The sequence below is a fragment of the uncultured Croceicoccus sp. genome, assembly GCF_947496385.1.
Classification (GTDB): domain Bacteria; phylum Pseudomonadota; class Alphaproteobacteria; order Sphingomonadales; family Sphingomonadaceae; genus Croceicoccus.
Genome location: NZ_CANMCP010000011.1, coordinates 1 through 23,013 on the forward strand (window position 1 = coordinate 1; position 23,013 = coordinate 23,013).

Below are 23,013 nucleotides of genomic sequence, written 5' to 3' on the forward strand. Positions count from 1 at the left end.
CGATCCTCTCCTTTGAGAGCTTTCTCAACCTCGCCGCAGTGCGCCTATGGCTGAAATCTTATGTCAACGCGGCCTAGTCAGTCATGCCAATGTCTAGACGAGCGACCGCTATGCTCCCTTGACGACGCCAATTCACGTGGGACGGTTCAGCAAGTTGGCGAGGCTATTGCATAAGCTCTTCAGTAGCTTCGGGAGCAACGAATGAGCATCGTGCTGTAGACTTCTCAACTTGCATGTGCATCCTGCGTTTCGAGGGGGGCATCAATGACTGGGTATTCGATCATACACATTCTTGGCGGTCTGCGTTGAAGTGGACGCTGATCTCGCAGGGTGGAGCGGCAGACCAAACGCTGGGTAAGGCTTTAGCCGCTTCCAGTGCGGTGGGAAATTTCGACCGTCTGGATGTCGCCGTTGCGTACGCCACCTTACCCGGCGTGAAAGCGCTCGCCTTGGCGGTGGGTGGCATCCCGCAAGTATCAAGGTGGGTAGTCGGTCTAGACGACGCGATCAGCCAGCCAGAAGCGCTGGAGTACATAGAGCAGTTGCCCGGTAGCGAACTGCGTGTTGTGAAGCTTACACCATCACGCAGATTTCACCCCAAGATGTATCTCCTTTGGTCTTCGAGCGAAAAGAGCAATGCTGCTGCCGCCATTGGCTCGGGAAACATGACGGTAAACGGTCTCCGCAAGAATGGTGAAGTTGCCGTGATACTGACCGCCGAGGCCGCAAAGGAAGCCAACGCCCTTAAGAAGCAATGGCGGGAGATGTGGAACTTGGGTCACTCTCCCTCCGTCCAGGAGCTTACAGACTACAAGGAACTGTTTAAAAAGGCGAAGAAGCAACGAAAGAAGGTTGCTGACATTGGAGCCGCTCCACCTGAACCTGATCCCCACGAGGTTGTAGGCGAAGAACCCACGTTTGATGGAAGTCCGAAAAGTGCAACTATCGCTTGGCTCGAAGTCGGTAGCGCAAATGCTGGCGGGCGAGACCTTGAGTTCCCAAAGGCAATGATGCCCTACTTCGCGTTGAGTGCTTCACCGGAGAAGAGAAAGTTCGTCACTGTTGATGGACAGGAGCACGCCCTCGTTTTCACGAAACGGGTGCAGAACGACATGTGGCGCCTGATGCTCAATTCGGCGTCCATCCAATCCGCAGTCAACAGAACAACAACGAGGCCTGCATCAGGAGCGAACCGTTCCGATCTTGCAATCGTTTTCCGGAAACTTTCTGGAACTAAGAAATTCGAGATGCAGTTGCTCAAAATAACGAGCCAACGATTCAAAAGTATTGTTAAACAATCGAAGGGCATTGATGCCCAGTTTGTGACGAGGAATGGGCCCGGCGGGCGACGATTCGGTTATATTTGATCCGTACTATTCGTTTGCCGTGCGACGGATTTCTGCAAGCGAGAGCAGGGCATCATAAATCCGGTCCAGATCGATATCTAGTCGGAAGGCATTGAGGACCGCTTGGTCGAATTCACGACGATCTGCCTGCTCTAGCTCATCGGCAATCTCAAGAATATCGCGCGAAGTAAGAGGCGTGAACGCCGCTTTGATCGCCTCAATGCCTGCCGTATCGAGTTCCCCCGGATCGAGGCAGTGCATGTAATTTTCAATGCGATCCTTGTTCAAGTCCAAGGCACCCAAGCCTCTCCCGAACCCCATACCTTCGATTAGGAACATTGATATCGTGCTGTTGAGCAACGCATGCATCAAATCGATGTCGATCTCGCGAACTGGGTCAAGCCGCACCAAACGCTGATCTGCGAATGCCGGCGGATCAACACGACCGACAAACAGACGGTCACCATAAGCAATAAACATCACCAAATCGGTCAGCGTGTCCGCGCGCATCTCATACCAATGCATGCCATTCCGGCTCAACTTGGCAATGTTTTCGGGCGTCTCGAATCGCTTGATCCAAGCTAGTGCTCCCTTGTGCCCCAGAGCTTCAAGTTCCGCCTTGGATCGGGAACAAGAGAAGGCCACCTTTGCGGCGGGACTTGTCAGTCGGGCGAAATCGCTCGGTCCTTTTGCTAGCGGTTTCACGTATTCCGCCTCGATGCCATGCCCAGCATCAGGGTAGAAAAGCGCATTCATTCCCCGACGTTCTCCACGCCGGATTGCGAAGTGATCGGTCAGCGGGCTCAGCGGTAGGTCTAAAATCCAATCACAGTCGACGAATTGCGCGTTCCCGCCTAATCCGAATTGTCGATACCGGGCGAGGTCAGCGTGGCTGACTTCGCGAATTGTCATCGTGTCATTCTGCGTCTGGCCTAGCTCAATTTGAGCCGCTGCGATCTCAACCGCTTCCTCATCAGCAAGCTCTTCTAGCGGTCGGGTCAAGACCACGTATTTAACATTGCCGCTGGGCGTTGATGGATCAGCTTTCTTGTCGAGAATCAGGATGTTGGTAACAACCTCGCTGTTCTGAAACCAGCGTCCAGCGCCCGACGTGATCACACACTTGAGATCATAGTAGCGTCCCAGTAGCGAGTAGAAATCGTCGCCCCAATCTGTACCAAGCCACGCATTGGTAATGATGATTCCAAGACGCCCATTGTCATTCAAAAGCGGATGTAAGGCGAACGGCAAATAAGCTGAAACGTCGGCGCGCCGAGTGAACCTTTCACCACCTTGGCCGAGGCTTGCAGCCACACGGTCAAGGGCATTCCCATATTGCTTTCGCCCAGCCTGCGCTACGAAGGGCAAGTTGCTGGTAATGGCGTCAAACTGGCCAACGCGTTCGGCAAAGACATTGCCGTTTGTAGGATTACGGAAGTCAAGATCGGTTTCGCGTTCTAGAGAAAAAGCGTCCCTTTGGAATATACGTAGCGGCTGATGCATCAGGCTCGCTTTTGCCAACGCGAAGGTCGCGATCTGCACCGCTTGTGGATCTTGGTCGCCTGCAAAAACCGTCGAAGCCACCCGGTCAGGATCGACACTCGCCGATAACTTCTGTTCAATTGCTGCGCGCGCAATTGTCCCGCTTCCGCAGCACGGATCGAGAACCCGGTCCTCCACCGTGTTCCGAATACAAAGGCTTGTGAGGAGGCGCGCAAGCTCGATTGGTGTAGGATATTGCCCGCGAAGTTTGCGAACGGCCACCTCGACCGTAGCTTCCAGTACTCCAGAGAGCTGCCCCTGGTCTACCGAACCGACCCGCAGGTCGGACAGCAATTTGTGGAACTGTAAGAGTTGGTCCCAGACCGGCGTGGGCACCAGACTTAGCCCTAGGCTATCCGAGAATATCGTCCAGAAATTGCAGTCCTCGGACAATTGCCGGAATAGGTCGAGCGCTTCACTAGGAGTGGTGTCTTCATCAATCGCAGCAACTCGCCGGGCGCGCACATCCTTCTCTCTAAGGATATGTCCGAATAGAATTTTCCCAATCCAATTGGATATAACTGCTTGCGCTAAGACCTGCTCCTTGGAGCCCTCGCCATATTCGGCCCGGTATCGGTCCCACCACAATGTCATCTCGGCTCGTAGTCGAGAATCTCGGCGCGCGGCGTCCGTCAACGCCTGTGCTACCAACCCCGAATTTTCCATAATGAGAGATGTTACGCCACCGCTGCGATAAGCGTCGATAAACTGTCGACCTTCGAGCGACCCGCGGTCAAAAAGGTCATTCAGATGCCCGAAAATTTTCTCTGCTAAGGCTTCCCACCGTCCTCGGCTGCTTGCCACGCTAGCGCGGGTCTTGATGTCCGAGAGTTCATCCCAACGCTCCGCTGCTTCAAACTCGCCCGTTTCATCGTTGCGGGTGTAAAGCCGCGCATGCGACACGTTCCAAAGCAGAAAACTATCTAGGCCGAGAGCTCGTGCTTTGGTCTCCGCGTTATCACGGAACTCGAAATCGTCGATGCTCGTATCGGGCATCTTCAATTCCCAACCCTGCAGAATCCGTGCGGTTGAACGATCGCCGAAAAGCAAGACATCCGGGAAGAGGCTACCCCCTTCCGCCTTGACGGTTTGCTCACCGCCTGCATCTTTGATCGAACGATTATCGCGGGCGGCGAGCAACTTCATATGGCCGATCAAATCAATCGCCCATGAACGCTCGTTGTAGTTAGCAGAGGGACCACTCACGCGGTTAGCTTCTCTGAGTCTCTAATGACCGCATCGACGTCAACCATACCCCGACGGTTTGGCTGACCAGCTCGTGCCGCAGGTTGGAGTGCCGAATATAACGGCGGTGCGGGGGTCTTAGCTTTGATGGCTGCTTCAACCTCTGTAAGCCGCTCCTTGGCGACCTTGATGTAGTCAATTTGCTTTTCCTTGAAGAGGTGGACCTCCTCGTTCTTTTCGATTCCGATGAAACGCCGCCCCTCAAGCGCTGCGGCAACCAAAAAGCTTCCGCTTCCGAACGCGTTGTCCAACACAACGTCACCCGGCCCAGTGAACATCCGTATCAGGTAACGACCCAACGCAACGGGCTTTTGTGTGGGGTGCCACACTCGGCCGCCTGCTTCGCTTTCTGCTGTCTTGCAGTAAAGCGTATCGGTCGGAAACCGCTCGCCGTCACTCTTCACCTGGACAGGCTTAAAGTCCCCATAGCTTCCGGTATACTGCGCTTTGCGGGTCCCCTTATCGTACGGTTCACCCTTCGACATGACAGGCCTGTAATTAGGTTGTCTGCCGTAGAAAATGCAGATGTCCTCGTGTTGCCGAAGGGGCTGGCGACGAGCATTAAGGAAGTTGGTCGGCTTGCTTTTTACCCACACGAATTTGTACTTAAACCACGCCTCATTGCTCAGCATCAGGCGCGCTGTGAAGATACCTTGGGATGACAAAGCGATCACGCCTTTCGGCTTGATAATCCTTCGATACTGAGACCAAAGCTCGTCCAACGGAATGACGCTGTCCCACTTATTCTGTGTGGTCCCATAAGGTAGATCGCAAAGGATCAGATCGACTGACTGATCGGGCAAATCAGCCATTACCTCAAGGCAATCACCTTGGTGAATATCTCCGCCAAGATACTTCATCCTTTCGGCTTCCCGAACGGCGAGCTGCCTGTTCCTGCGATAGCGAGGAGGGGAACTTCTTTCCTCTCTTTGGACACTAGAAACTCCACGATTGCATGCCTTCCAACCCACGCAATCGAGCGGTCGGCTCTCGTCGCAACGTCAACGAGAGCTTCGTATTCTTCGTCCTCAAGATTGATCGTGACTCGATTTTTGGCAGCCATCGCCATTCCCCTTTGCAGCACCTTGCAGCACTCTGAGGCACTTTGCAATAGGTGAGAACATTAAGGGAACATATGCGCAGAATATGCCAAGAGGCAATACCCTGAAGTGCGACGCTAATCACCAGGGGAAGTTGGCATCTGATCAAGGGTATTTGGTCCCCATTCCGGAACAAATAGCCAAATTCAGGACCAATCCGTCAGAAGTGCTTTCTATAAATTTCGGCGCTCGGTTGTCGCGCGCGGCCGCCTATCCAACTTGAAATACAACAATTTTCTGCGGGATTCTTTCAGGCAAATTTCCTGGTCACTGACGCGCATATGAGTATGGGCTTGACCCAGCACACCGGAAGCAGCGGCTACGCCTGCATTGGCGGAGCATCGCAAAGAAGTCGACCCGCCGCTTCCAAGCATGAGCGGCCGGTGTCGGCGCTAAGACTTTCTCCCTTGCCAACCTTCTAGCGGCGACTGAAAATACGCTGATCACCGACCGGGCATTGCGGGTGATCACCTGGAAGTTGCATTTCACGCTCCCAGTGATCGAAAATCATTTCTATTGTTGCATGGGCCCAGCTCCGGCCCATGCTCACGAGAGCTCGACGGACATCGGCATGCTCCAGCAAATCCATTCTGCCGTTCACAATAGCGGCCGCCGCACGTTCGCGTTGCGACAGCTTTAGGTCGCCATCATTAAGACGCTTTGACGCTTGCGCAATTGTATCGAAATCATATCGTGTCAATCGGACGACACGGTTGTTCATATCGTCTATCACTCGCTTCATCATCACGCTTCCTCCTTTAATTAATATAGTCAGAAAATCGGTTCGTTAAGTCAGGCCGCCTTATCCAGTTTTATCAGTTCGACGCAGATACTATTAACATTGCGTTTGATCGCTTTTCGCACTGATGCGAGTCGGGCTCGATCTGTATTGGCGAATTCGGCGAGCGCTCTCCCGCACAGGCCTTGGTCAATGCCGTCGACCACCCTTTCGATCTCTGGCGAGCCCGCGACGACGTCGTCGAAAGCTTGTCGCCAAGCGGCGGCGCGTTCAGCGATTTCGCATTCGTCGTCCGGCGCCAACGGGGACACGACCAGGTCGAGTTCGCTGCAATAACGGGCTTCGTCCCTCTTGCGCCTCGCAATGATGGCGCTTGCGATCGAACGCATGACCGCCATCAAGAAATACTCCATCTTGAGTCCGGCAGGGCAGCTGCGTGAGGTCAGCGCCCGCAGGATCGCTTCCTGCAGGATGTCTTCGGCGTCGATGCCGGCGGTGAAAGCGCGAAACCGCGCCATTCGCATGAGCTTTGAATTTGACCGAAAGTCGATCGCCGCAATCGCTGCGCGAACCTGCGGCTTCGTGAGATACGAGCGTGTTGCGTTATTCGTTGATGTATGCGCGACACTGCCCGAATTCGGACAGGCGTTCGTCGATTTATAGATTTTGTTGCCGTTACCGGCAGTTCCCTTTGCCATGGTTTCCTCGCGGGGCGAGCGAGACCACTGACGTGGGTTGTGATGTCGAAGATGTCATTTCGTGACCTCGAACGCCAATGAACGCGCACCGTCTCGGCGCGGGTTCGTGGGTTGAAGCGACACAAAATTGAAGGCCACCGGCTTGGGGGACTATCCCAGCACGCTGTGTTCGCGGTTTCTCCACGATAGGCCATAGACGATTAAGAAATCGTTGCCGTCATCTGAAAACTCAGAGTGGAGAGGTTCGATAAGATGCGCCGGACCGGCGGTGTCCGAATTTCACCAGTCCGGCGCATATGTAGGGTGAAGGCTCAGGCCGCGATTTCGAAACCCTCGGCGATTTTCCCGTGTAGGCTCCCAATATACGTTCGCAACTCGCCAGCCAGTCCATGGTCCGGACGTCGTCGCAAGAACCCCTCGACCAGCGTTACGATGGCAGGTTCAAGCCGTAGGCCATTCATGCCCTGGGCAACCAACCATCCGATCTTTGCGATGGCGAGCAGAAGACAGTCCAGTTCGACATGATCGCGCAGGTTTCGCCAGGCTCCATCGCTGGCCGGGCGCGGGACATTGGACTTCGCCGCGACAAGATCGAACGGCACGTTCATTCGCAGCAAAAGCTGGCTGAGATGGGTCCAGGTTCTACCTCCCCCTTTCATCATCAGGCCGAGATCGAGATGCGGCCGAGGGCCTTTTCGGCCAGGCTGGTCGACGAGCTGCGGTGGCAGCCGCAATCCGTGCGCTATGCTAGCGTGTAGCAGGATCGGCACGTCGGTGGCCAACCCACCATAGGTAATAACGGGCTTGTCGTCGTTCGCCCGCAGGTAATCGAAGACCCTCATGACCACGCCAGCCTCGTCAGCCCAGTCCCGCTCGCACCAGCTGCCAATCTCGCCAGTACTCACCCGTCCCTCTTCGTCGATAGTGAACTGGAACGCAGCTGCAGCCATGACACGCTTCACCGCGACCGCGTGACGATTGGAGTCAGGATCCATGGCCTGATGTAATTTGTAGAGGTCCTTGTCCCAGAAGAATTCCGCGTCGAGCGCGATATACGTTTTTGCCATTCCGCTTTTCCTTTCAATTAGTGTTGGCATCATCACGCTTCGTCAGAAGGGGAGCGGGCGCGCCCGCTCGAGCGCCCGCCATGCCTGCCACGCGGCGGCGAGCGATGTCCGCTGGTGCGGCGAACATTGCGACCACAGGAACGCTGCCCACAGGCACTGTGCTTCCTCCGGCGCCTTGCGCGATCGTGACAGCATGTTTGAACCGGGACCGGCTCGCTCGATCCGGTATGCGGCCGCAATTTCTTCCAGCACGCTGTTCGCGCATTCGAGCGGGAGGATATCCAGGTCCGGGCGATCACGCTGGAGAAGTTGCAGGTCAGCTGGCGGCAGGGGCCCTCCGGCGCTGAATGCCTGCCTCAGGTAATGCTGCGACGTGCGTGACGCACGCGCGATAACTGTCGCGCCTGCAGGAACGCGCTCGGCCAGTCCGGCCAGAATCTCGGCCCGGTTCGCTGTCCGATCGAATACGCGGTGATCGATAGCGAACCTCGCGCCGCCTCCTTGTTCACGAGTCACGGTGAAGATGGCGGTCGAACGAATAGCGGATCGCGGGCTGCTTTCACCGGGATCGCGGATAATCGCGAGCGAGCATAACACCCGCGGATGGCGCCTGTGGGAATGGGGCATGATGAAAATCCTGTTCTGAGAAACGCGGCAGGCGGCGCCTCCCGTTGGAGACGCCGCCTGCTCGGTGTTTGTAATTGGCGTGGAGCCGCTCAAGCCATGAAGTCGGCGAAGGCCTGCGCATCGGCGAACAGGCTGAAATAGCCAGCTTCCCACTGCTCAGGATCGACCTCGACCGTGATCATGGCAGCGCGGATGTCAGTCCATGCGCGTTCGACGCCGCGCTCGACCTTCGCGCTCGACGGCACGGCGCACGATCGCAGCACACAGCGTTTGTCGAGGCGGAAGGCATGGCGGCGATCGGTGGTGACAAGCAGGATCGGCTTTCCACGGCTCAGGCGGCACGGCTCGACCTGCATGATCTGCGCTCCGTCCTTCGTCCGGTAGATCAGCGCGATCCCAGCGCAGATGCTGGTCTGATCGTTGGCGAACAGCGCCATCAGCGAGTCCTGCCTTGCCTGCATCGCCGCCCGGGCGACCATCTCAAGCGCGGGTTCGGATGGATAGTCCATGGTGCCGATTGTCAGCGCATCGGTGCCGGCGCCGGGGTCGGTGGGCAGACCCAGCGCTTGCGACAGCGCACAGGTCAGCTGCTGGCGGGGGCATGCCCCGCCGATATCGAGATCGATCATTCGTATTTCCTTGTTGTGTGGGCCTGTCGGCCGGAGCCCTTTTCCGTTCAGCCGGATGGCTCACGTTTCTTGCGTTCTTGAGGTTTATGCCCCTCAGGCCGGGGTCCACGCTGTGTGGAAACGATACCGCTCGCTCGCAGGCAGCGGGACGATCACCGGCTCCTTACCGATCGTCGACACGTACCAGTCGAGCTCGGCCTGGTAGGCTTCGGCGCGCACGTGTTTGTGCCACAGATCGTGCAGCCTCCCCCACGCCCAACGATAACGTTGCTCGCGCAAATTTTCTTTGTATCCGTATGGCGCCCCCTGCGCCTCGAAGCGCCACGCCGGCGCATCCATCGCGGCCAGCGTTTTGGCCATGACGGTCTCGCCATCATCGCAGACGTGATCAAGAAGCTGGACCAAGGCAAGAACGTCGTCTTTCGCGCGGTGCGCCGAGGGCATGTAGTACCCTGCCTGCATTACGGCGTACCCCTGTGGTCCCGGTTCGAATCCAAGCTTGCGCCACGGCACGTCAGCCATTGCGCAGCCCCACGGCACTGCCACATGCCGGTCGATCATCTTCTCGACGAAGGGGCGATCAAAGCCGGCATTGTATGCGACCACTCCCTCGCAGGAGGCTAGCATCGCTGCGACCTGATCCTCGTCTATGGACCGTCCGGCAAGATCCTGATCGGTGAGCCCGGTCAGGTCCACGATCTCCGCTGTCAGCGGACGGCCGGGATCGATTAGTCCGCTCCTGACGACTTCGACAGCTACGATCCGACCGGCATCGTTCACTTGAACGATAGCCATGCACAGTTCGATGACCGTGTGCCGCTCGGCGGACAGGCCCGTGGTTTCGGTGTCGACCACGGCGATCCGGCGGACTGCATCTCCCTCCGGTGCCGTGCGGGGCCAGTCGTTCCGGACACGGACTGGGCGAAGGATGCGCTGGTCGACCGGACATGCTTCGCCGATGCTGGATCCATCCAGCCGCTGTTCTGAATCTTTCATGGAATTACCTCGTGTCGCGAGGCCGACCGAGGGGCTTTTCCCCTCTACCTACCGACCTCGGACAGCGACGCTGGACGGGCAGAATTTTCCCGGTGTGGTGGCACGCGAGGGCAGTGGAAGTAGGCGATTTCATGACTGCTTCGCGCCCCAATATCGGCCATTGAAGGTTCGTCGCCGTTTCCTTGAAAGCGGACATCAAGGCTTTGCAGGCGGAAGCGTTATTCCAAAGGAACCCTAACACTCATTTATTTCCGAGCCCGAAATGCAATTACTCGTTGCCGTCTCGGTCACCTTCCTTAGCTTCAAGCCGCTCGATGTGCATGAGCAACACCCCGATGAGGGTGATCAGCCCCCCAACAATCAAATAGCGTTCGGGGCCTTCCCCCTTCATTAAGGCTGTGAAGACGACGATTATCACGAGCGCTCCCACCCAATGAGGCTTAGGCCGTTTGGTCGGCGTGGGCTCGGGTGTGCTTTTAGTCATGAGCTTTCGACAGGTATCCGAGTAAAGCTAGACTCGATTTCATTGACCGTCATCTGCGCGGCGTCTTCGAAAGGCTCTAGTATTACGTCTGCACCTAGACCTTCTACATGTTCGACATCTGAATGCCGATAAACTGCAATGGCTATCTTCCCCTTGAAACCATCGGCCTTGAGGGTGCGCATCATCGTAAGTCTGGGATCCTGATCCACTAACGCCGGCCCATGATGTTGGAGAGTTGAAATTACCCACTCTGCTGATTTCAAGGGCAGCTCCGCGACGAAATGGGGATCACTCACATCACCGTAGACCGCGTCGAATCCCCGATCCCGCCATTTCACCACTGAGGATGGATCAAAGTCCACACCGAGGGCAGGTATCTTTTTTCCATCAGCCTAGCGGCGAAAGCACCTCCTAACCCGGCCAGACCCAACAGTATAACGGCCGGTGGTGTGGACTTGTCTTTCTCCTCCTCTTGAATTTCTCGAGCGGGGTCATCTCTCTCAGCAAAGCCCAAGTACGGCTCCAAAAGTTTGTAGATTTGATGCGAATAGGTGATCATGTAGGTTGAAACTGCGATCGTGATCAGCCCGACGAGCGTTACAAGCCCGAGTTCGCTCCCGGTCAGGTGGCCCAGCGTTACACCCATTCCTACGAAGATGAGGGAGAATTCGCTTATCTGCGCCACGGTAAGGCCTGCGAGGAAGCTTGTGCGCTTTCGGTAGCCCATTCGTCCCATTATGATCAGCACGATCAGTGGGTTTCCGATTAGTACGAACGCCGAGAGAAGGAGGGCTGCGGGAATGTTGCTCCCCAAGGCGCCTAGGTTCAATTCGGTGCCAAGGACTACGAAGAAGAACAGCAGAAGGAAATCACGCAGGGTGGTGAGGCGAGATGAAATCGATTCCCGGTAAGGAGTTGATGCGAGCGCCACACCGGCAAGAAGGCCGCCGATCTCCAGTCCCAGCCCGAGATATTCACCGATCGCTGCGAAGCCCGCCGCGAGACCCAGCGCGAAGAGAATGAGCAGTTCCTGATTTTCAGCCAGTTTCTTAGTAATCGGCGTCGCCGCGAATTTCACGATCAATACGACCACGCCGACCAGCGCCGCTGCGGCGATCGCGGCTTGCGAAAACGTTACTTCGCCACCGTCTTCACCCGAACCCATACCTATCGTAGAGAGCGCGACCATTGCTAGGACCACGACGATATCCTGGACGATGAGGAAACCCAGTGCCGTCCGACCATGCAGCGAATCCAGCTCCCGCTTGTCTGAGAGGAGCTTGACGATGATGATCGTGCTGGAAAACGTGAGCGCCACGGCGATGTAGATGCTCGGAATTAGGCCAAAGCCCAGCAAATAGGAGATCATGAACCCGAAAGCGGCCGTGAAAATCACCTGCCCGAGACCTGTTGTCAGCGACACGGCTCCGAGTGACCGTATTAGCTTGAAGTCCATTTTCAAGCCCACCAGGAAGAGCAGAATGGCTATCCCCAGCTCGGACAGGAGTTCGAGAGAGCCCTCCGATTGAGCGAGGTTCAACACCGATGGACCGGCAACGATTCCGACGAGGATGTAACTCACGACGAGCGGCTGTTTCAGCATGTGCCCCGCCAAGCCGATCATGCCCGCAAGGATCAGGAGTGCAGACACTTCGGTGAACAGGGAACCGGCGAAGATTTCGAGCATGGAGACCTGTTAGCATCTATCTAGACGAGATAACCCTCTAACATCATTTCTGTTCACACCGATACGGAATGATGCTGGCGAAGGCATCCGTGCCAACTGCCCGACCCTTCCGAAAATGGCCTATCAGAAGGCACGATGACAAGGGCGTCGTCACCGCAGTTCAGGTCGAAGGCGGGTTCAGCGGCGCATTCACTAAGGCCATTTCGCATCCTAGGCACTGGGGCCGGATGAGGGACGGCGCGCGGGCGCGGGTCCGCTAAGGTGGCCGCAGTCTGTCGACCAGGACCGCTTGTACACTAAACGCAGCTCGGGATCGCCAGGATCGGCATACCGGTACTAATGGTGGCGCCCAGACCGATGCACCCTATCGCGATGCCAATCCGCTCCATCTGTGTTTCATGCTGCTTGAGCAGCCAGAGCATGAGCAGGCCGTGGGTAACGATCAGGATCCCCCATACCGCCAGCAACAGCACTTTTACCTGCGTCACGCCAAACAACGAGGGTCCGGTCCATCCGAGCGAGCAGCCGAAGCCGTGAAGGGCATAGAGGATGCTGAAGGCCGCCGCCCAGAGAACCAGGCCTGAGACCATGCGGGTGAGCGCCATCACAGCGCGTCACCCGAGAGGGCGAGCAGCCAGGCGACCACGATGGTCACGCCCGCGCCGTAATCGCTCCATACCGCGGCGATACGGAATTCGTGCGGCCACGCGGCGTTGGCATGGCCGCTGGCGATTCGGCGCCGGACGAAGCACTGGGTGAGCAGACCGACAGCGGCGGAGAAGATTGCATAGCTCGTAAGCACCCAGCCCACTGCAGCGAAAGCGTGCTCGGTCGGGCCGGGCAGGTGGTGCAAGGCAGCCCAAAGCAGCCCGCCAATCGCGAGGGCGAGGCCTATGGCTGCCAACGCACTGCCGACACTCGCCTGCCCGAAATCGTATTGTCCCATGCGCGCTCCCAAGAGCGCGAGAGCGGCTGCCGCCGTGATCAGTAGGGGTTCGAGGAGATATGCGCCGTACTCCCCCGGTGGCGGCCAGTTTGGCGCAACCACCCAGAGGAAGAAATAGCCGAACACGAGTGAGGCGAACAAGGTTCCGTTTGCTGCCGACGCGAGCACGCTGCCCCAATAGCCCACGCTGCCGCCGACTGCGAAACTGGTCGGCAGCATTACTCCCGCCCCGACATCGATCGGGCCGGGGTCGCGCGTTGTTCCCGTAGTGCCCGCCCAGCGCCAGACCATGATCGCTGTGCCGACGACGAAAAGCGGAGTCAGCCAGTAGAGGCTGAGCAGCATCGACAGGAAAAACCCACCGATGACCATCGCGGTAAAGAGCGGCAACAGGCTCGGCCCCGGCAGGATCGCGACGTGTTCGGGCGCGCCGGTGACCATGTCGACAGCCAGCGTCTCGCGCCGCTTGTCGATCGCGCGGCCGAGAAGGCCTTTTCCCGCAGCAAGCCCCGCGCCGATCTTCCGGTCGCGAGTCAGCGGCTCGCGACTGTCGACCGTAGGCAGGCTGGCGAAATTGTACTGCGTGGGCGGTATGGGCATGGCCCATTCCAGCGTCTCGGCATCCCACGGATCGCGACGCGCATGGTTGCCGATCCGGCGCTGGAGAGCGATGTCGATCGCGAACAGGCCGAAGCCGAAGGCCTGCATGAAACTTCCGATCGAGGATATGAGGTTGAGCCAAGTCCACCCCGCTTCCGCTGGATAGGTGTACACCCTGCGGGGCATCCCCAGCAGACCCGTCAGGTGCATGTGCAGGAAGGTCAGGTTGAAGCCGATGAATATTAGCCAGAATGCCGCGATCCCCAGCCGCATGACGCGCGTTCGCCCCGTGGCGTGCGGCATCCAGTAATAGGCGGCGGCCAGCATTGGGAACACGAAGCCGCCCACCAGCACGTAATGCAGATGCGCTGTGACGAAGGCGGTATCATGTGCCTGCTGGTCGAAGGGCACGATGGCCAGCATCACGCCCGTCAGCCCGCCAAGGACGAAGACCACGAAGAAGCCCAAGATGTAATACATCGGCAGGGTAAACTTGGGCCGGCCCGCCCAGATCGTGCCGATCCAGGCGAAGATCTGCACCGCGGTCGGGATCGCCACCAGCACGGACGCCGCCGAAAAGAACCCCAGCGCCATGTGCGGGATGCCGGTGGTGAACATGTGGTGGACCCACAGCCCGAAGCTGAGGAAGGCGAGCGCCATCACCGCCGTCACGATCGCGCCGTATCCGATCAGCGGGGTGCGGGCCATCACCGGGATGATGGTCGATAGCGCTCCCGCTGCGGGCAGAAAGATGATGTAGACCTCCGGATGGCCGAACAGCCAGAAGAGGTGCTGCCATAGCAGAGGCGATCCGCCAAATTCGGGCTGGAAGAACGGCCAGCCAAAGGCGCGTTCCACCTCTAGCAGGATCGATCCGAGGATCAGCGGGGGGAAGCCGAACACCATCATCCCGGCGGTCGCGAGCAGGTACCAGGCCATGATCGGCATTCTGGTGAGGCCCATATTGGCCGCGCGGAACTTGAGAATAGTCACCACGATCTCGATCGCGGCGCACATAGCGGAAATCTCGACGAATGTGATGCCGAGCAGCCAGACGTCGGAGTTGACGCCGGGCGTGTATTCCTTGCCCGAAAGCGGCGGGTAGAGGAACCAGCCCGCATCGGGTGCGACACCGCCCAGCAGCGCCAAGATCATGATGGTGCCGCCGAATAGATAACACCACCAGCCGAGAGCCGTGAGGCGCGGATAGGCGAGGTCGCGCGCGCCCAGGATCTTGGGCAGCAGATAGATAGCCAGGCCCTCCAGCATGGGAATAGCGAACAGGAACATCATGATGCTGCCATGCATGGTGAAGATCTGGCCATAGACCTCCGGCCCGGCAAAGGCGCTTTCGGGCGTCGCCAGCTGGGCGCGGATCAGCATCGCGAGCACGCCGCCGATTCCGAAGAACACTGCCGCCGCGACGACGAAGCGCTTACCAAGATCGGTGTGGCTGACGCTGCTGAACACACCGCGCCAGCCGGGCTCGTTCCCCCAGATGCGGGTCAGGTCGCGGTGGAGGCGGATTGCCTTCAAGGTGCGGTTCCTCCTGCGGCAACGCTTTCGCCTATATCGTAAGCTTCGACCACGAACCGGTGATTGGCATGGCCGATACCGCAATATTCGGCGCAGACCGCTTCGTAGGTGCCGGGCACGCTCGCCTCGATCCTGAGGCGGTTCACCTGACCGGGGATGGCGTCCATCTTGCCTGCCAAACGCGGGATCCATAGGCTGTGGATCACGTCGCTGGATGTGATGTCGAGATCGACGGGCTGACCGGCAGGGATCCGCAGCATGCCTTCGCTGCAACGGCCGTCCTCGTCACAGAATTCCCAGCCGTAATTATAGGCCCGCACGTCTATGGTCCGGGCGGCGGGACCGGTCGGCAGATTGCGTTCGCCGACCGAGAGGGCAAAAGCCAGCAAGACCATGAGCACGGCGATCGGCATGCCGAGGCCGAGCCAGCCGATCCATACCCGCTTTCGCTCGGGCGTCTTCCTGTCCGCCACGCCTCGCCGGAAAAGCGCGACGAGAAGCAATGCGAACACCAGTGCGGACAGGATTGCTGAGCCGCCCAGCATCCACCACCACAGGCTCGCCACGCGCGATGCGGAGGGACCCGCCGGATCGATGGTGGACAAAGACCCCGCGCAGGCCGCAAGAAGAGACGATAGAAGGATCGGGGCCCCGAAGCGGACCCGCTTGCCCGAAGGACGAATGCGATGAGCAAGACGATGCACGAAAAGGTTGCCGAGAAGAAGCTTGTCGAGGCCGATCCGGAAGAGCTGATCGATCCGATTGAAAAACAGCCCAATTTCCATCGACTGGAATCGCGCATCGCTCTCGCGGGCCATCCCCTTCACGCGATGCTGGTTGCCTTCCCGATCGCACTCACCGCCTGTGTGCTGGGTGCGGACGTCTTCTACTGGTGGACAGGCGACCTCTTCTGGGCGCGTGCCGGATTGTGGGCGGCCGGAATGGCATTCCTGTTCGGCGTGCTGGCCGGCGTCACCGGAACGGCCGAGCTGCTCAGCGTGCCCGGCATTCGCCAGCGCGCGGCCAGCTGGACGCATTTCATCATCGCGGTGATGCTGCTGTCGATCCTGGGCATGAACTGGGGCTTCCGGCTGCTCGGTTACGAACAGGCCGTGCTGCCCTTCGGTATCATGATTTCCGCCTTCGCCGTTGGCTTTACCGGCTTTACCGGATGGCACGGGGGCAAGCTGGTGTTCGAATATCAAATTGGCGTCTCGTCAACCGGAAGTTCGTGACCGAGCGGCTGGGTGAGCCAAGCGGGCGCGAAGCTTTCGAGCGCAGGTTTTCCCAGCACCAGGAACAGGATCGCCACCATCGCGATCATGATCGGCAGGAGCGTGGGAAGCGCGCTGCGCGGAGCGTAGCGGCCGCGCCGTTCGCTCATCAGCACGACCAAATGCCCGATCCAGGCGTGAAGCGAAACCAGCACGCCGACCGCCAACAGCTTCACGAACATCCATAGAGTGAAGGCGCTTGCTAAGAAGATCAGCGCGGTGCCCGCCGCGATGGCGATGATCGCCGCGGGTGTGACGAAATAGGAATAGGCGCGATGCGTCAGCAGGCGCAACTGACTGTAGCTCGCCTGGTTTTCGCCGATTTCATGCTTGCTCAGCATCAGCGGCAAGCCCACGAGCCCCGCACACCATATGATGAGCGCGGCGATATGGATCGCCTTGACCAGCGAGAGGATCATCTCAGACGGGGTTCCGGGAGACGACCGGCGCGGGCTGCGCCGCGTTCTGGCGCGCCCACGCGTTTCGGGCGATCGCAGCCGCGCCGATCGCGAAAGGCGCCATGCCGCCGACCCACATGATCAGTCCGGCAAGCTGCTGATCGGCCAGCGGCGATATTCCCCAGGATGGGGCGGCGGCGATGTGAATGCGATAAAGAGGCTCGGTCGCAAAGGTCAGAAGCGCGCTCAGAAAGCCCATCTGAACTGTCCCGCCGAGCAGTCCGCCGACTGCGCCAACCGCGCTCGCCCGGCAAATGGCCAGCCAGAAGGCGAAAGAGGAAGCAAGGATCGAGAGCTGCATCGTCCAGTACACCAGCATGTCGGCCAGCGCGGCATCGTAGAGCGAAGGCACGTGCCAGCCCCACAGCACCGCGGTCATGCCGATGGTTGCCGGGCCGACCGGAACGCGCCGTCGAAAGAGCGAGCGCGCAAGCCGGCTCGATACCTCGCTCTCGCGCATTGCCATGGCGAAGCACAGCGCACCAAGGATCAGCAGCAGATGATGGAGCGAGCGGGCGGAGAAGAGCGTCACGCTCGCGGCGCACAGAGGCGAGACGAAAGCGATGGCGAGAAGCGCCATTCCGACGGTCGCCAGCCGGTTTCCCGCCCGCAGGCTGAGCGCGAGCCCGAGGGCCAGAACCGCGAGAAGGGCGGGATCGAAATTCCAGCGCGTCGCGACTTCCGCCAGGCTCGGCGGGCTTCCGCAGTAGCTGCCGGCAAACATTCGCATCGCTTCCCCAAATCGAACGGATCAATCTGCCGTGGCCACCTGAAATAGGGGAAGACCCGGCATTTGGGGGGAACATAGCTGGCGCGATTGCGGTTTGAAAGTCAATCGCAACAATTTTTCCGGTTTGTCCGGCCCAAGGAGTATAAAAATTGAGCCAGAAACGCATCGCAGTGTTCGGCGCCAGCGGAGCCACCGGTCGCGAAACCGTGAGACACGCCTTGCGCGCTGGGCTGGAGGTGGTCGCGATCGACCGTGCGCTGCCCGACGAGGCCGACCGCATCAACGGCGTGACCTATCGGCAGGCGGATGTTCTTCAAGGCGGCCTCGCCGAAGCCATGGAAGGTTGCGACGCGGTGATCTCGACGCTGGGCGTCGGTTTCTCGCCCGGCAACGCCTTGTCGCCGCCGCCGCTCTATATGGACGGCACGCGCCATATCCTGGACGGGATGGAGGGGGCCGGGATCGACCGCATCGCGGTGATTTCCGCAGCCTTCGTGATCGATCAGCCCAATCTGCCGACATGGTTCAAGCTGACGGTCGTGCCCGCCCTGCACAACATCCTCGAACAGATGAAGGAAATGGAGGCGCTGCTCGAGGAACGTCCCGGACTTCGCTGGACCGCGGTACGTCCGGGCTGGCTCATCAATAAGCCCGCCTCGGGCGACCTGCTGGTCGAGGAGGAATTCCTTCCAAAACTCGCTTTCCGCTGCCGCATGGGCGATCTCGGCGCCTTTCTGGTCGATTGCGTGCAGAACAATCTTCACATCCGGAAAAAGCCGGCAGTCGGCGCGCCGGAAGAGGAAAAGTTCGAAAGTCCACTGGCGCTCGGAGAGGAATTCGCCAATTTGTAAACGAGATCGAACTGGCGACTTCTTATACTGACTTAAGATCCGAGCGGTCGATGTCTAGTTCCGTTGTGGTCATGCTTAGACCAAGGAGCAGACAGTCCGCTACTGATGCTGTGGACGGCTCTCCACCCTCCTGCGGTAATATCGCGTGGTTGAGCTGGAAGGAGAGTCGAGATGGGCGAAGTCGTTACGATCGGTCTGGATATCGCGAAGTCGGTGTTCAAGGTGCATGGTGTTGGAGCAGGTGGCGAGGTGCTGATCCGCCGCCGACTGACGCGAGCCAGGATGCTGCCATTCTTCGCGAAGCTGCCGCGGTGTCTCGTCGGCATCGAGGCGTGCAACAACTCACACTACTGGGCGCGAGAGCTGACCGCACTGGGTCACGACGTGAAGCTGATGCCGGCGCAGCACGTGAAGCCCTACGTCAAGCGTGGGAAGAACGACGCTGCCGATGCGGAAGCGATCTGCGAAGCGGTGACCCGGCCGACGATGCGCTTCGTCGCGGTGAAGAGCCCGGAGCAACAGAGCTTGATGATGCTCCACCGTGTGCGGTTGATGCTGAACCGGCAGCGCACCCAGATCTCGAACGCGATTCGTGCTCATATCTCCGAGTTCGGAGTGGTGGCACCTGTCGGTCGGCTCGGCGTCGAGCGGCTGCTCGAGGTGGTCGCGGATGCCGGTGATGATCGCGTGCCCGAGGATGCCCGCCTCTGTCTGCAGATGCTGGCAGCCCAGCTGGATGTCGTGAAGCGGCAAATCCTCGAGAACGATCGGCGTGTGCTCGCCAGCGCGCGGCGGACCGAACTCGGTCGCAGGCTAATGGAGATCCCCGGCGTGGGCCCGCTCCTTGCGAGTGCGTTCGTTGCCTCGGTTGCCGATCTCAGTGTGTTCAGGACCGGCCGCGACCTGGCGGCTTGGATCGGGCTCGTGCCCAAGCAGAACTCGTCGGGCGGGAAGGACCGGCTCGGCAGCATCACACGCGCTGGTAACCGATACCTGCGGCAGATGCTGGTGGTCGGAGCGATGGCGGTGATCCGTTACGCACAGCGTCACGGCACGAAGCGACCTTGGCTGGTGCAGTTGCTTGCTCGCCGCCCCGCCAAGGTCGCCGCGGTAGCGCTCGCGAACAAGAATGGGCGCATGGTCTGGGCGCTGATGACCAGCGGCGAACATTACCGAGAACCATTGCCGATGGCGGCGTAGAGTTAAGGCGCGGAGCTGCTGCGTCGACGAGGTTGGAAAGGGCAAAAAGGAGTTGATGCACCAAGCCGGTTGAAACCGCCGGATCGGGAAAACCCATTTTGGGCCGTGGCGCTTCGAGCGCGAGCTATAGGTCGGGACCCGGTTCGCGCGAAAGGCATCATGGCCAGCGGCGCATGACATAGCCGCAATCAAAGGCCGGACACATGGCCGCCTCGACCAGCGCAGTGCAGAACTTCGAAAATCCCTTGCCAACGGAGGGCCGTCCACACACGGCCCATCATCTGCCATAGCCTGTATCGCTTGACCAAGGACCCCTCGGTCGCGAAGCGACTACCCTGCCAGAAGAAACCTTCGACGAATAATTCCCGTCCTCGCCCTGTTGTAATAGCAATCCGAGAAAAAATTTTTCCCGCGCATCCTGTTCGTTCGTATGGTCTGCGCCCGATGTAAGCCGATGCGTCCTGCGCAATGCTTCCTGAACTTCAGGGCAGTCTCGCCATCTTCGGAAGATGTCGAGCACCTCAGCGGAAGATGGGTGGGAAGGTTGCCAGAATTCTTCGCCGAACCAGAGTTCCTCGCAAGTTTGGCGGGCCATTTCCTGAAGCTCCAACTTATTGCGAGCGTGGAAGCGCGCGAGCCGGTCCTGCATTTTCGCATCGGCGATTTGCTCTGGAAGAAGCTCGGCGCGCTGCAATAGGGCTGCGGGTAAGGCAACTCTCCCTTCGGCATCTTTGGTTATGACATGCCGCTCTTGCTCCAGAATTCCGAGCAGTAGCTGTCGCGCCCTGAAGGTTTCAGCCGCTAATCGTATCGCTTCCGAGTTCGGTTTATGAATGGGTTTGCGCTTCTCTTCCTCATCTCGATCCTGCTCTTGCGCGCGGACAAAATCACGGCGAGCGGGGTTGGCGATAGGGTCGGTTTCTGTCGACGAACCTGGCCAGGCCTCGTCGCGGTCGGTCCGGATCACAGGAAACGACTTGCGATTGGAGGCATCCTCAGTGGAGTCAGAAGGAACGGGCACTGGCCGCTTTTTTTCGGTTGTCTGAACTCGAACCGGGCCTGTTTGTGAACCGAGCGCCTCCGACGCAGCGGGTGATGCGTCGCCCTTTGCAAAAGCCTTTGTTGCACTGTCGCCAGTCTTGACCGACTGCGCATCGACAATCGACTCCACGCCTTTCGGTATACGATGATCGATGACACGGCTTCGCAAGGTGGGAGTGGCGTGCTCGTCATTTCTCGAAACCACCGACGGAATTAAAGGCCCCTCAGACAAGAACTGCGCCATTGGAACCAGTGGTGGTGAGGCTTGAGGTCCTGCCGGCAGGTTGCGGTCACACGCTGCGTGAAGCTTGGCGACGCTAGCCTTGGATTCTGTTCCGGAGGAGACTGGCGAACGCGGCAATGAGGCCTCAAGTTGAAGCCTGGCCAAGCCCATTTTTGCCGGTTTCGAGAAGCTTAGAGCCTTCGGAATGGACAGCACCGATACCGAAATGCGGGTCAGAACGCTGTGTTTGGCCGGTGGAGAAATCACGCGCGGTAAAGGCCCAGACACTGCAATCCGCTGGAACAGTTCCGTAGTCTCGACCTGGGCAGGGCGTGCGGCCTGAAGCCGGTAATCAATCTTGAGCGGTTTTGCTGGAAGCGTCATCCTTCCGTAAATTGCTGTAGGGAGGGGTGGGATCGTATCGTTCTCCAACGCCTTGAGCTTTAGCGATGGCGGTATGATCGAAACACTGTTCGCGATGCCAGATGGGAGCGCATCAGAATGCTGCCCGACCTTCGAATCCACAGAAGCATTGTTGTCATTCACCGCGGCGGGTCCGGTTGGGATCGACCATCGAGCATCCAGAACCTTCCAAGGACCAGGTCGAGCGTGCAGATCGCTCAAGGTAGCTGAAACGTCCAGGGCCAAGGTCGCGGCACGGTGCAAGCGCTCGACCGCGTCCGTGGTTTGGGAGACCGTGGCGAGGAGCTTCGCCCTCAGATCTCGCACCGCCCGCACCATACTGTTCCGCATCGCGATGCGATGGTTCGCTTCGTTGACAGTAGAGCGTTCACCGCGCCTGACCTTGGCGGTCAGTCCCTCGCCCAGATGGGTTTGCGGTATGAAATCGACACCTGCTGCGGCGTACGAGAGATGGGTGAAGCGCTTCGCTACACCGGCCTTCTCGCAAGCGTGATTGAGCGCTTCGGCCCACAAGAATCGAAGGCGCGAGAACTGTTCCGGGGTATCGAGATCGGTCCTGAGGTACTTGCCAACAGCCCATTCGCCTTCACCGATCTTGCTCATCGGCCTGAAGGAATAGAGGAAGTGGACGTGCCAGTTTCGCTGATCGCCCTCGGCACTCGGCGGATGCAGAACGACCAAATATGGTAGTTGCTGTCGCCCGAATACGTACTCGGCATAGTCGCAAGCCAGTTCGAATTGTTGTTCCGGCGTGAGGTCATGACACGACTGCATGATGCCGTGGAAAAGCGTTTTCGCGTCCAACGAAACGGTGCGATTGACGCCTTCGGCGACGTCCATTCCAGCCACGATTTCCTCGAATGTGTCGCCGACATTGCTGGAGATGCAGTCCCTGCCGTCGCCTAGAACATGTGCCCCTTTCATGGCGTAGCGTGCGGCGTCGGCGCCGCGGCCCTGCTTCGAATTCCGGGCCGAATAGTAGCGTATCCGCTGGAAAACGAAGAGACGTCCGGCCTTATCGGTCAAAGCATGGGAATATCGTGGCAAGGTGCCTCCGGCGCTGTGCATTGCGACGACGCGATGCAGGACATGACGCGGCACACCCATGCCCTTTTCCTTGCCCCAAGTGGCTTCTCTTGTGACCTTGAAATTGCGGTGAGGCCGATCCCATTCACGCTGCGCTTCTTTCGTTTCAAGCTCCAGTCGCTTCACGGATTTCACGTGCTGATATTCAGCCCACGCTTCCCGCCGCCACTGCCGTTCTGCGAGCACCGCATACCGAAGATCGCCGCGCGGCGCAGCGCATTGCCGCCGCTGCTCCGGCGAACCGACAGCCAGGCAATCCAGTTCCGTTTTAGGCTTTAACTTCATGGGCGGGTTGCATGCGAAAGGCGGGGCGAAGCGGACGCTTAAGTGTGCATCATTTATTTCGCCAAACCCGCCCTACTTTCTCCTTAAGTGCGCTTAAATGGCGGATGGGATTGTCTGTCTCCATCGAGCATTCAGCAACCGTTTTCCCGTTAATGCGGCACGGAAAGCGAACCAACGGGTCCCTGATGTTTGGGGTGCCG

The 23,013-nt window shown here is 59.0% G+C and carries 22 protein-coding genes; 4 read left to right on the forward strand and 18 right to left on the reverse strand.

All coding sequences use genetic code 11. The features are described from left to right. Window positions 1-305 precede the first annotated feature (305 nt). Window positions 306-1,367 carry a phospholipase D family protein gene (locus Q0897_RS13765; RefSeq protein WP_157668212.1) on the forward strand — a complete coding sequence of 354 codons (1,062 nt, stop codon included), beginning with the start codon at window positions 306-308 and terminating at the stop codon, window positions 1,365-1,367. A gap of 6 nt (window positions 1,368-1,373) precedes the next feature. On the opposite strand, the gene Q0897_RS13770 is transcribed toward Q0897_RS13765, so the two are convergent. From Q0897_RS13770 to Q0897_RS13840, 15 genes are all read right to left on the reverse strand, one after another. Continuing rightward, window positions 1,374-4,034 (reverse strand): N-6 DNA methylase, encoded by a 2,661-nt coding sequence (locus tag Q0897_RS13770; protein ID WP_066846547.1) that lies wholly within the window; start codon window positions 4,032-4,034, stop codon window positions 1,374-1,376. A gap of 56 nt (window positions 4,035-4,090) precedes the next feature. Then, window positions 4,091-4,993 (reverse strand): site-specific DNA-methyltransferase, encoded by a 903-nt coding sequence (locus Q0897_RS13775; RefSeq protein ID WP_066846545.1) that lies wholly within the window; start codon window positions 4,991-4,993, stop codon window positions 4,091-4,093. Further along, window positions 4,990-5,196 (reverse strand): CopG family transcriptional regulator, encoded by a 207-nt coding sequence (locus Q0897_RS13780; RefSeq protein WP_299309998.1) that lies wholly within the window; start codon window positions 5,194-5,196, stop codon window positions 4,990-4,992. Before Q0897_RS13780 ends, Q0897_RS13775 begins: the two co-directional genes overlap by 4 nt. 455 nt (window positions 5,197-5,651) lie before the next feature. Further along, the gene (locus tag Q0897_RS13785; protein WP_066846519.1) at window positions 5,652-5,978 is read right to left on the reverse strand and encodes a hypothetical protein; all 327 of its coding nucleotides are present in this window, start codon (window positions 5,976-5,978) and stop codon (window positions 5,652-5,654) included. Between the two features lie 47 nt (window positions 5,979-6,025). Next, on the reverse strand, window positions 6,026-6,670 hold the full coding sequence (locus Q0897_RS13790; protein ID WP_299309999.1) for a hypothetical protein: 645 nt from the start codon (window positions 6,668-6,670) through the stop codon (window positions 6,026-6,028). 311 nt (window positions 6,671-6,981) lie between these two features. Continuing rightward, entirely contained in the window at window positions 6,982-7,737 is a 756-nt protein-coding gene (locus Q0897_RS13795) for a hypothetical protein (protein WP_066846513.1), read from the reverse strand. Window positions 7,738-7,779: 42 nt separating this feature from the next. Then, the gene (locus Q0897_RS13800) at window positions 7,780-8,364 is read right to left on the reverse strand and encodes a hypothetical protein (RefSeq protein WP_157668208.1); all 585 of its coding nucleotides are present in this window, start codon (window positions 8,362-8,364) and stop codon (window positions 7,780-7,782) included. Window positions 8,365-8,453: 89 nt separating this feature from the next. Beyond that, entirely contained in the window at window positions 8,454-8,993 is a 540-nt protein-coding gene (locus Q0897_RS13805; protein ID WP_299310000.1) for a hypothetical protein, read from the reverse strand. A 93-nt stretch (window positions 8,994-9,086) separates the two neighbouring features. Further along, on the reverse strand, window positions 9,087-9,989 hold the full coding sequence (locus Q0897_RS13810; RefSeq protein WP_066846505.1) for a 3'-5' exonuclease: 903 nt from the start codon (window positions 9,987-9,989) through the stop codon (window positions 9,087-9,089). Between the two features lie 268 nt (window positions 9,990-10,257). Beyond that, entirely contained in the window at window positions 10,258-10,407 is a 150-nt protein-coding gene (locus Q0897_RS13815; protein WP_299310001.1) for a hypothetical protein, read from the reverse strand. 62 nt (window positions 10,408-10,469) lie between these two features. Then, window positions 10,470-10,835 (reverse strand): NAD-binding protein, encoded by a 366-nt coding sequence (locus Q0897_RS13820; RefSeq protein ID WP_366519944.1) that lies wholly within the window; start codon window positions 10,833-10,835, stop codon window positions 10,470-10,472. Next, the gene (locus Q0897_RS13825; protein WP_198302011.1) at window positions 10,808-12,160 is read right to left on the reverse strand and encodes a cation:proton antiporter; all 1,353 of its coding nucleotides are present in this window, start codon (window positions 12,158-12,160) and stop codon (window positions 10,808-10,810) included. The genes Q0897_RS13820 and Q0897_RS13825 overlap by 28 nt, the downstream gene beginning before the upstream one ends. Before the next feature lie 296 nt (window positions 12,161-12,456). Further along, window positions 12,457-12,765, reverse strand: coding sequence for a hypothetical protein (locus Q0897_RS13830; RefSeq protein ID WP_066846502.1), 309 nt, complete (start codon window positions 12,763-12,765; stop codon window positions 12,457-12,459). Continuing rightward, the gene (gene ctaD, locus Q0897_RS13835; protein WP_066846497.1) at window positions 12,765-15,242 is read right to left on the reverse strand and encodes a cytochrome c oxidase subunit I; all 2,478 of its coding nucleotides are present in this window, start codon (window positions 15,240-15,242) and stop codon (window positions 12,765-12,767) included. The genes Q0897_RS13830 and ctaD overlap by 1 nt, the downstream gene beginning before the upstream one ends. Then, window positions 15,239-15,847, reverse strand: coding sequence for a cytochrome B (locus Q0897_RS13840; protein ID WP_232468521.1), 609 nt, complete (start codon window positions 15,845-15,847; stop codon window positions 15,239-15,241). The genes ctaD and Q0897_RS13840 overlap by 4 nt, the downstream gene beginning before the upstream one ends. Window positions 15,848-15,928: 81 nt before the next feature. Between Q0897_RS13840 and Q0897_RS13845 the strand changes: the two genes are divergently transcribed. Beyond that, the gene (locus tag Q0897_RS13845; protein ID WP_198302010.1) at window positions 15,929-16,477 is read left to right on the forward strand and encodes a DUF2231 domain-containing protein; all 549 of its coding nucleotides are present in this window, start codon (window positions 15,929-15,931) and stop codon (window positions 16,475-16,477) included. Here Q0897_RS13845 and Q0897_RS13850 read toward each other — a convergent pair. Continuing rightward, on the reverse strand, window positions 16,444-16,935 hold the full coding sequence (locus Q0897_RS13850) for a CopD family protein (protein WP_066846494.1): 492 nt from the start codon (window positions 16,933-16,935) through the stop codon (window positions 16,444-16,446). The two genes, Q0897_RS13845 and Q0897_RS13850, sit on opposite strands and share 34 nt — an antisense overlap. A 1-nt stretch (window position 16,936) precedes the next feature. Beyond that, entirely contained in the window at window positions 16,937-17,704 is a 768-nt protein-coding gene (locus Q0897_RS13855; RefSeq protein WP_299310002.1) for a cytochrome c oxidase assembly protein, read from the reverse strand. A gap of 149 nt (window positions 17,705-17,853) precedes the next feature. Here Q0897_RS13855 and Q0897_RS13860 point away from each other — a divergent pair, with 149 nt between their 5' ends. After that, the gene (locus Q0897_RS13860; protein WP_066846489.1) at window positions 17,854-18,555 is read left to right on the forward strand and encodes an NAD(P)H-binding protein; all 702 of its coding nucleotides are present in this window, start codon (window positions 17,854-17,856) and stop codon (window positions 18,553-18,555) included. Window positions 18,556-18,726: 171 nt separating this feature from the next. Further along, window positions 18,727-19,755 carry an IS110 family transposase gene (locus tag Q0897_RS13865; protein ID WP_066846486.1) on the forward strand — a complete coding sequence of 343 codons (1,029 nt, stop codon included), beginning with the start codon at window positions 18,727-18,729 and terminating at the stop codon, window positions 19,753-19,755. Between the two features lie 277 nt (window positions 19,756-20,032). On the opposite strand, the gene Q0897_RS13870 is transcribed toward Q0897_RS13865, so the two are convergent. Then, window positions 20,033-22,813 (reverse strand): MobA/MobL family protein, encoded by a 2,781-nt coding sequence (locus Q0897_RS13870; RefSeq protein WP_083987878.1) that lies wholly within the window; start codon window positions 22,811-22,813, stop codon window positions 20,033-20,035. Between the last annotated feature and the right edge of the window lie 200 nt (window positions 22,814-23,013).

What these genes read in the sequence shown, in the direction of transcription:
- Q0897_RS13795 (WP_066846513.1), bottom strand. Translation starts at nt 7,737, where the DNA reads ATGGCAAAAACGTATATCGCGCTCGACGCGGAATTCTTCTGGGACAAG.
- Q0897_RS13775 (WP_066846545.1), bottom strand. Translation starts at nt 4,993, where the DNA reads ATGAAGTATCTTGGCGGAGATATTCACCAAGGTGATTGCCTTGAGGTA.
- Q0897_RS13805 (WP_299310000.1), bottom strand. Translation starts at nt 8,993, where the DNA reads ATGATCGATCTCGATATCGGCGGGGCATGCCCCCGCCAGCAGCTGACC.
- Q0897_RS13785 (WP_066846519.1), bottom strand. Translation starts at nt 5,978, where the DNA reads ATGATGAAGCGAGTGATAGACGATATGAACAACCGTGTCGTCCGATTG.
- Q0897_RS13790 (WP_299309999.1), bottom strand. Translation starts at nt 6,670, where the DNA reads ATGGCAAAGGGAACTGCCGGTAACGGCAACAAAATCTATAAATCGACG.
- Q0897_RS13800 (WP_157668208.1), bottom strand. Translation starts at nt 8,364, where the DNA reads ATGCCCCATTCCCACAGGCGCCATCCGCGGGTGTTATGCTCGCTCGCG.
- Q0897_RS13810 (WP_066846505.1), bottom strand. Translation starts at nt 9,989, where the DNA reads ATGAAAGATTCAGAACAGCGGCTGGATGGATCCAGCATCGGCGAAGCA.
- Q0897_RS13780 (WP_299309998.1), bottom strand. Translation starts at nt 5,196, where the DNA reads ATGGCTGCCAAAAATCGAGTCACGATCAATCTTGAGGACGAAGAATAC.
- Q0897_RS13870 (WP_083987878.1), bottom strand. Translation starts at nt 22,813, where the DNA reads ATGAAGTTAAAGCCTAAAACGGAACTGGATTGCCTGGCTGTCGGTTCG.
- Q0897_RS13845 (WP_198302010.1), top strand. Translation starts at nt 15,929, where the DNA reads ATGAGCAAGACGATGCACGAAAAGGTTGCCGAGAAGAAGCTTGTCGAG.
- Q0897_RS13770 (WP_066846547.1), bottom strand. Translation starts at nt 4,034, where the DNA reads ATGAAGTTGCTCGCCGCCCGCGATAATCGTTCGATCAAAGATGCAGGC.
- Q0897_RS13825 (WP_198302011.1), bottom strand. Translation starts at nt 12,160, where the DNA reads ATGCTCGAAATCTTCGCCGGTTCCCTGTTCACCGAAGTGTCTGCACTC.
- Q0897_RS13850 (WP_066846494.1), bottom strand. Translation starts at nt 16,935, where the DNA reads ATGATCCTCTCGCTGGTCAAGGCGATCCATATCGCCGCGCTCATCATA.
- Q0897_RS13865 (WP_066846486.1), top strand. Translation starts at nt 18,727, where the DNA reads ATGGGCGAAGTCGTTACGATCGGTCTGGATATCGCGAAGTCGGTGTTC.
- Q0897_RS13830 (WP_066846502.1), bottom strand. Translation starts at nt 12,765, where the DNA reads ATGGCGCTCACCCGCATGGTCTCAGGCCTGGTTCTCTGGGCGGCGGCC.
- Q0897_RS13855 (WP_299310002.1), bottom strand. Translation starts at nt 17,704, where the DNA reads ATGCGAATGTTTGCCGGCAGCTACTGCGGAAGCCCGCCGAGCCTGGCG.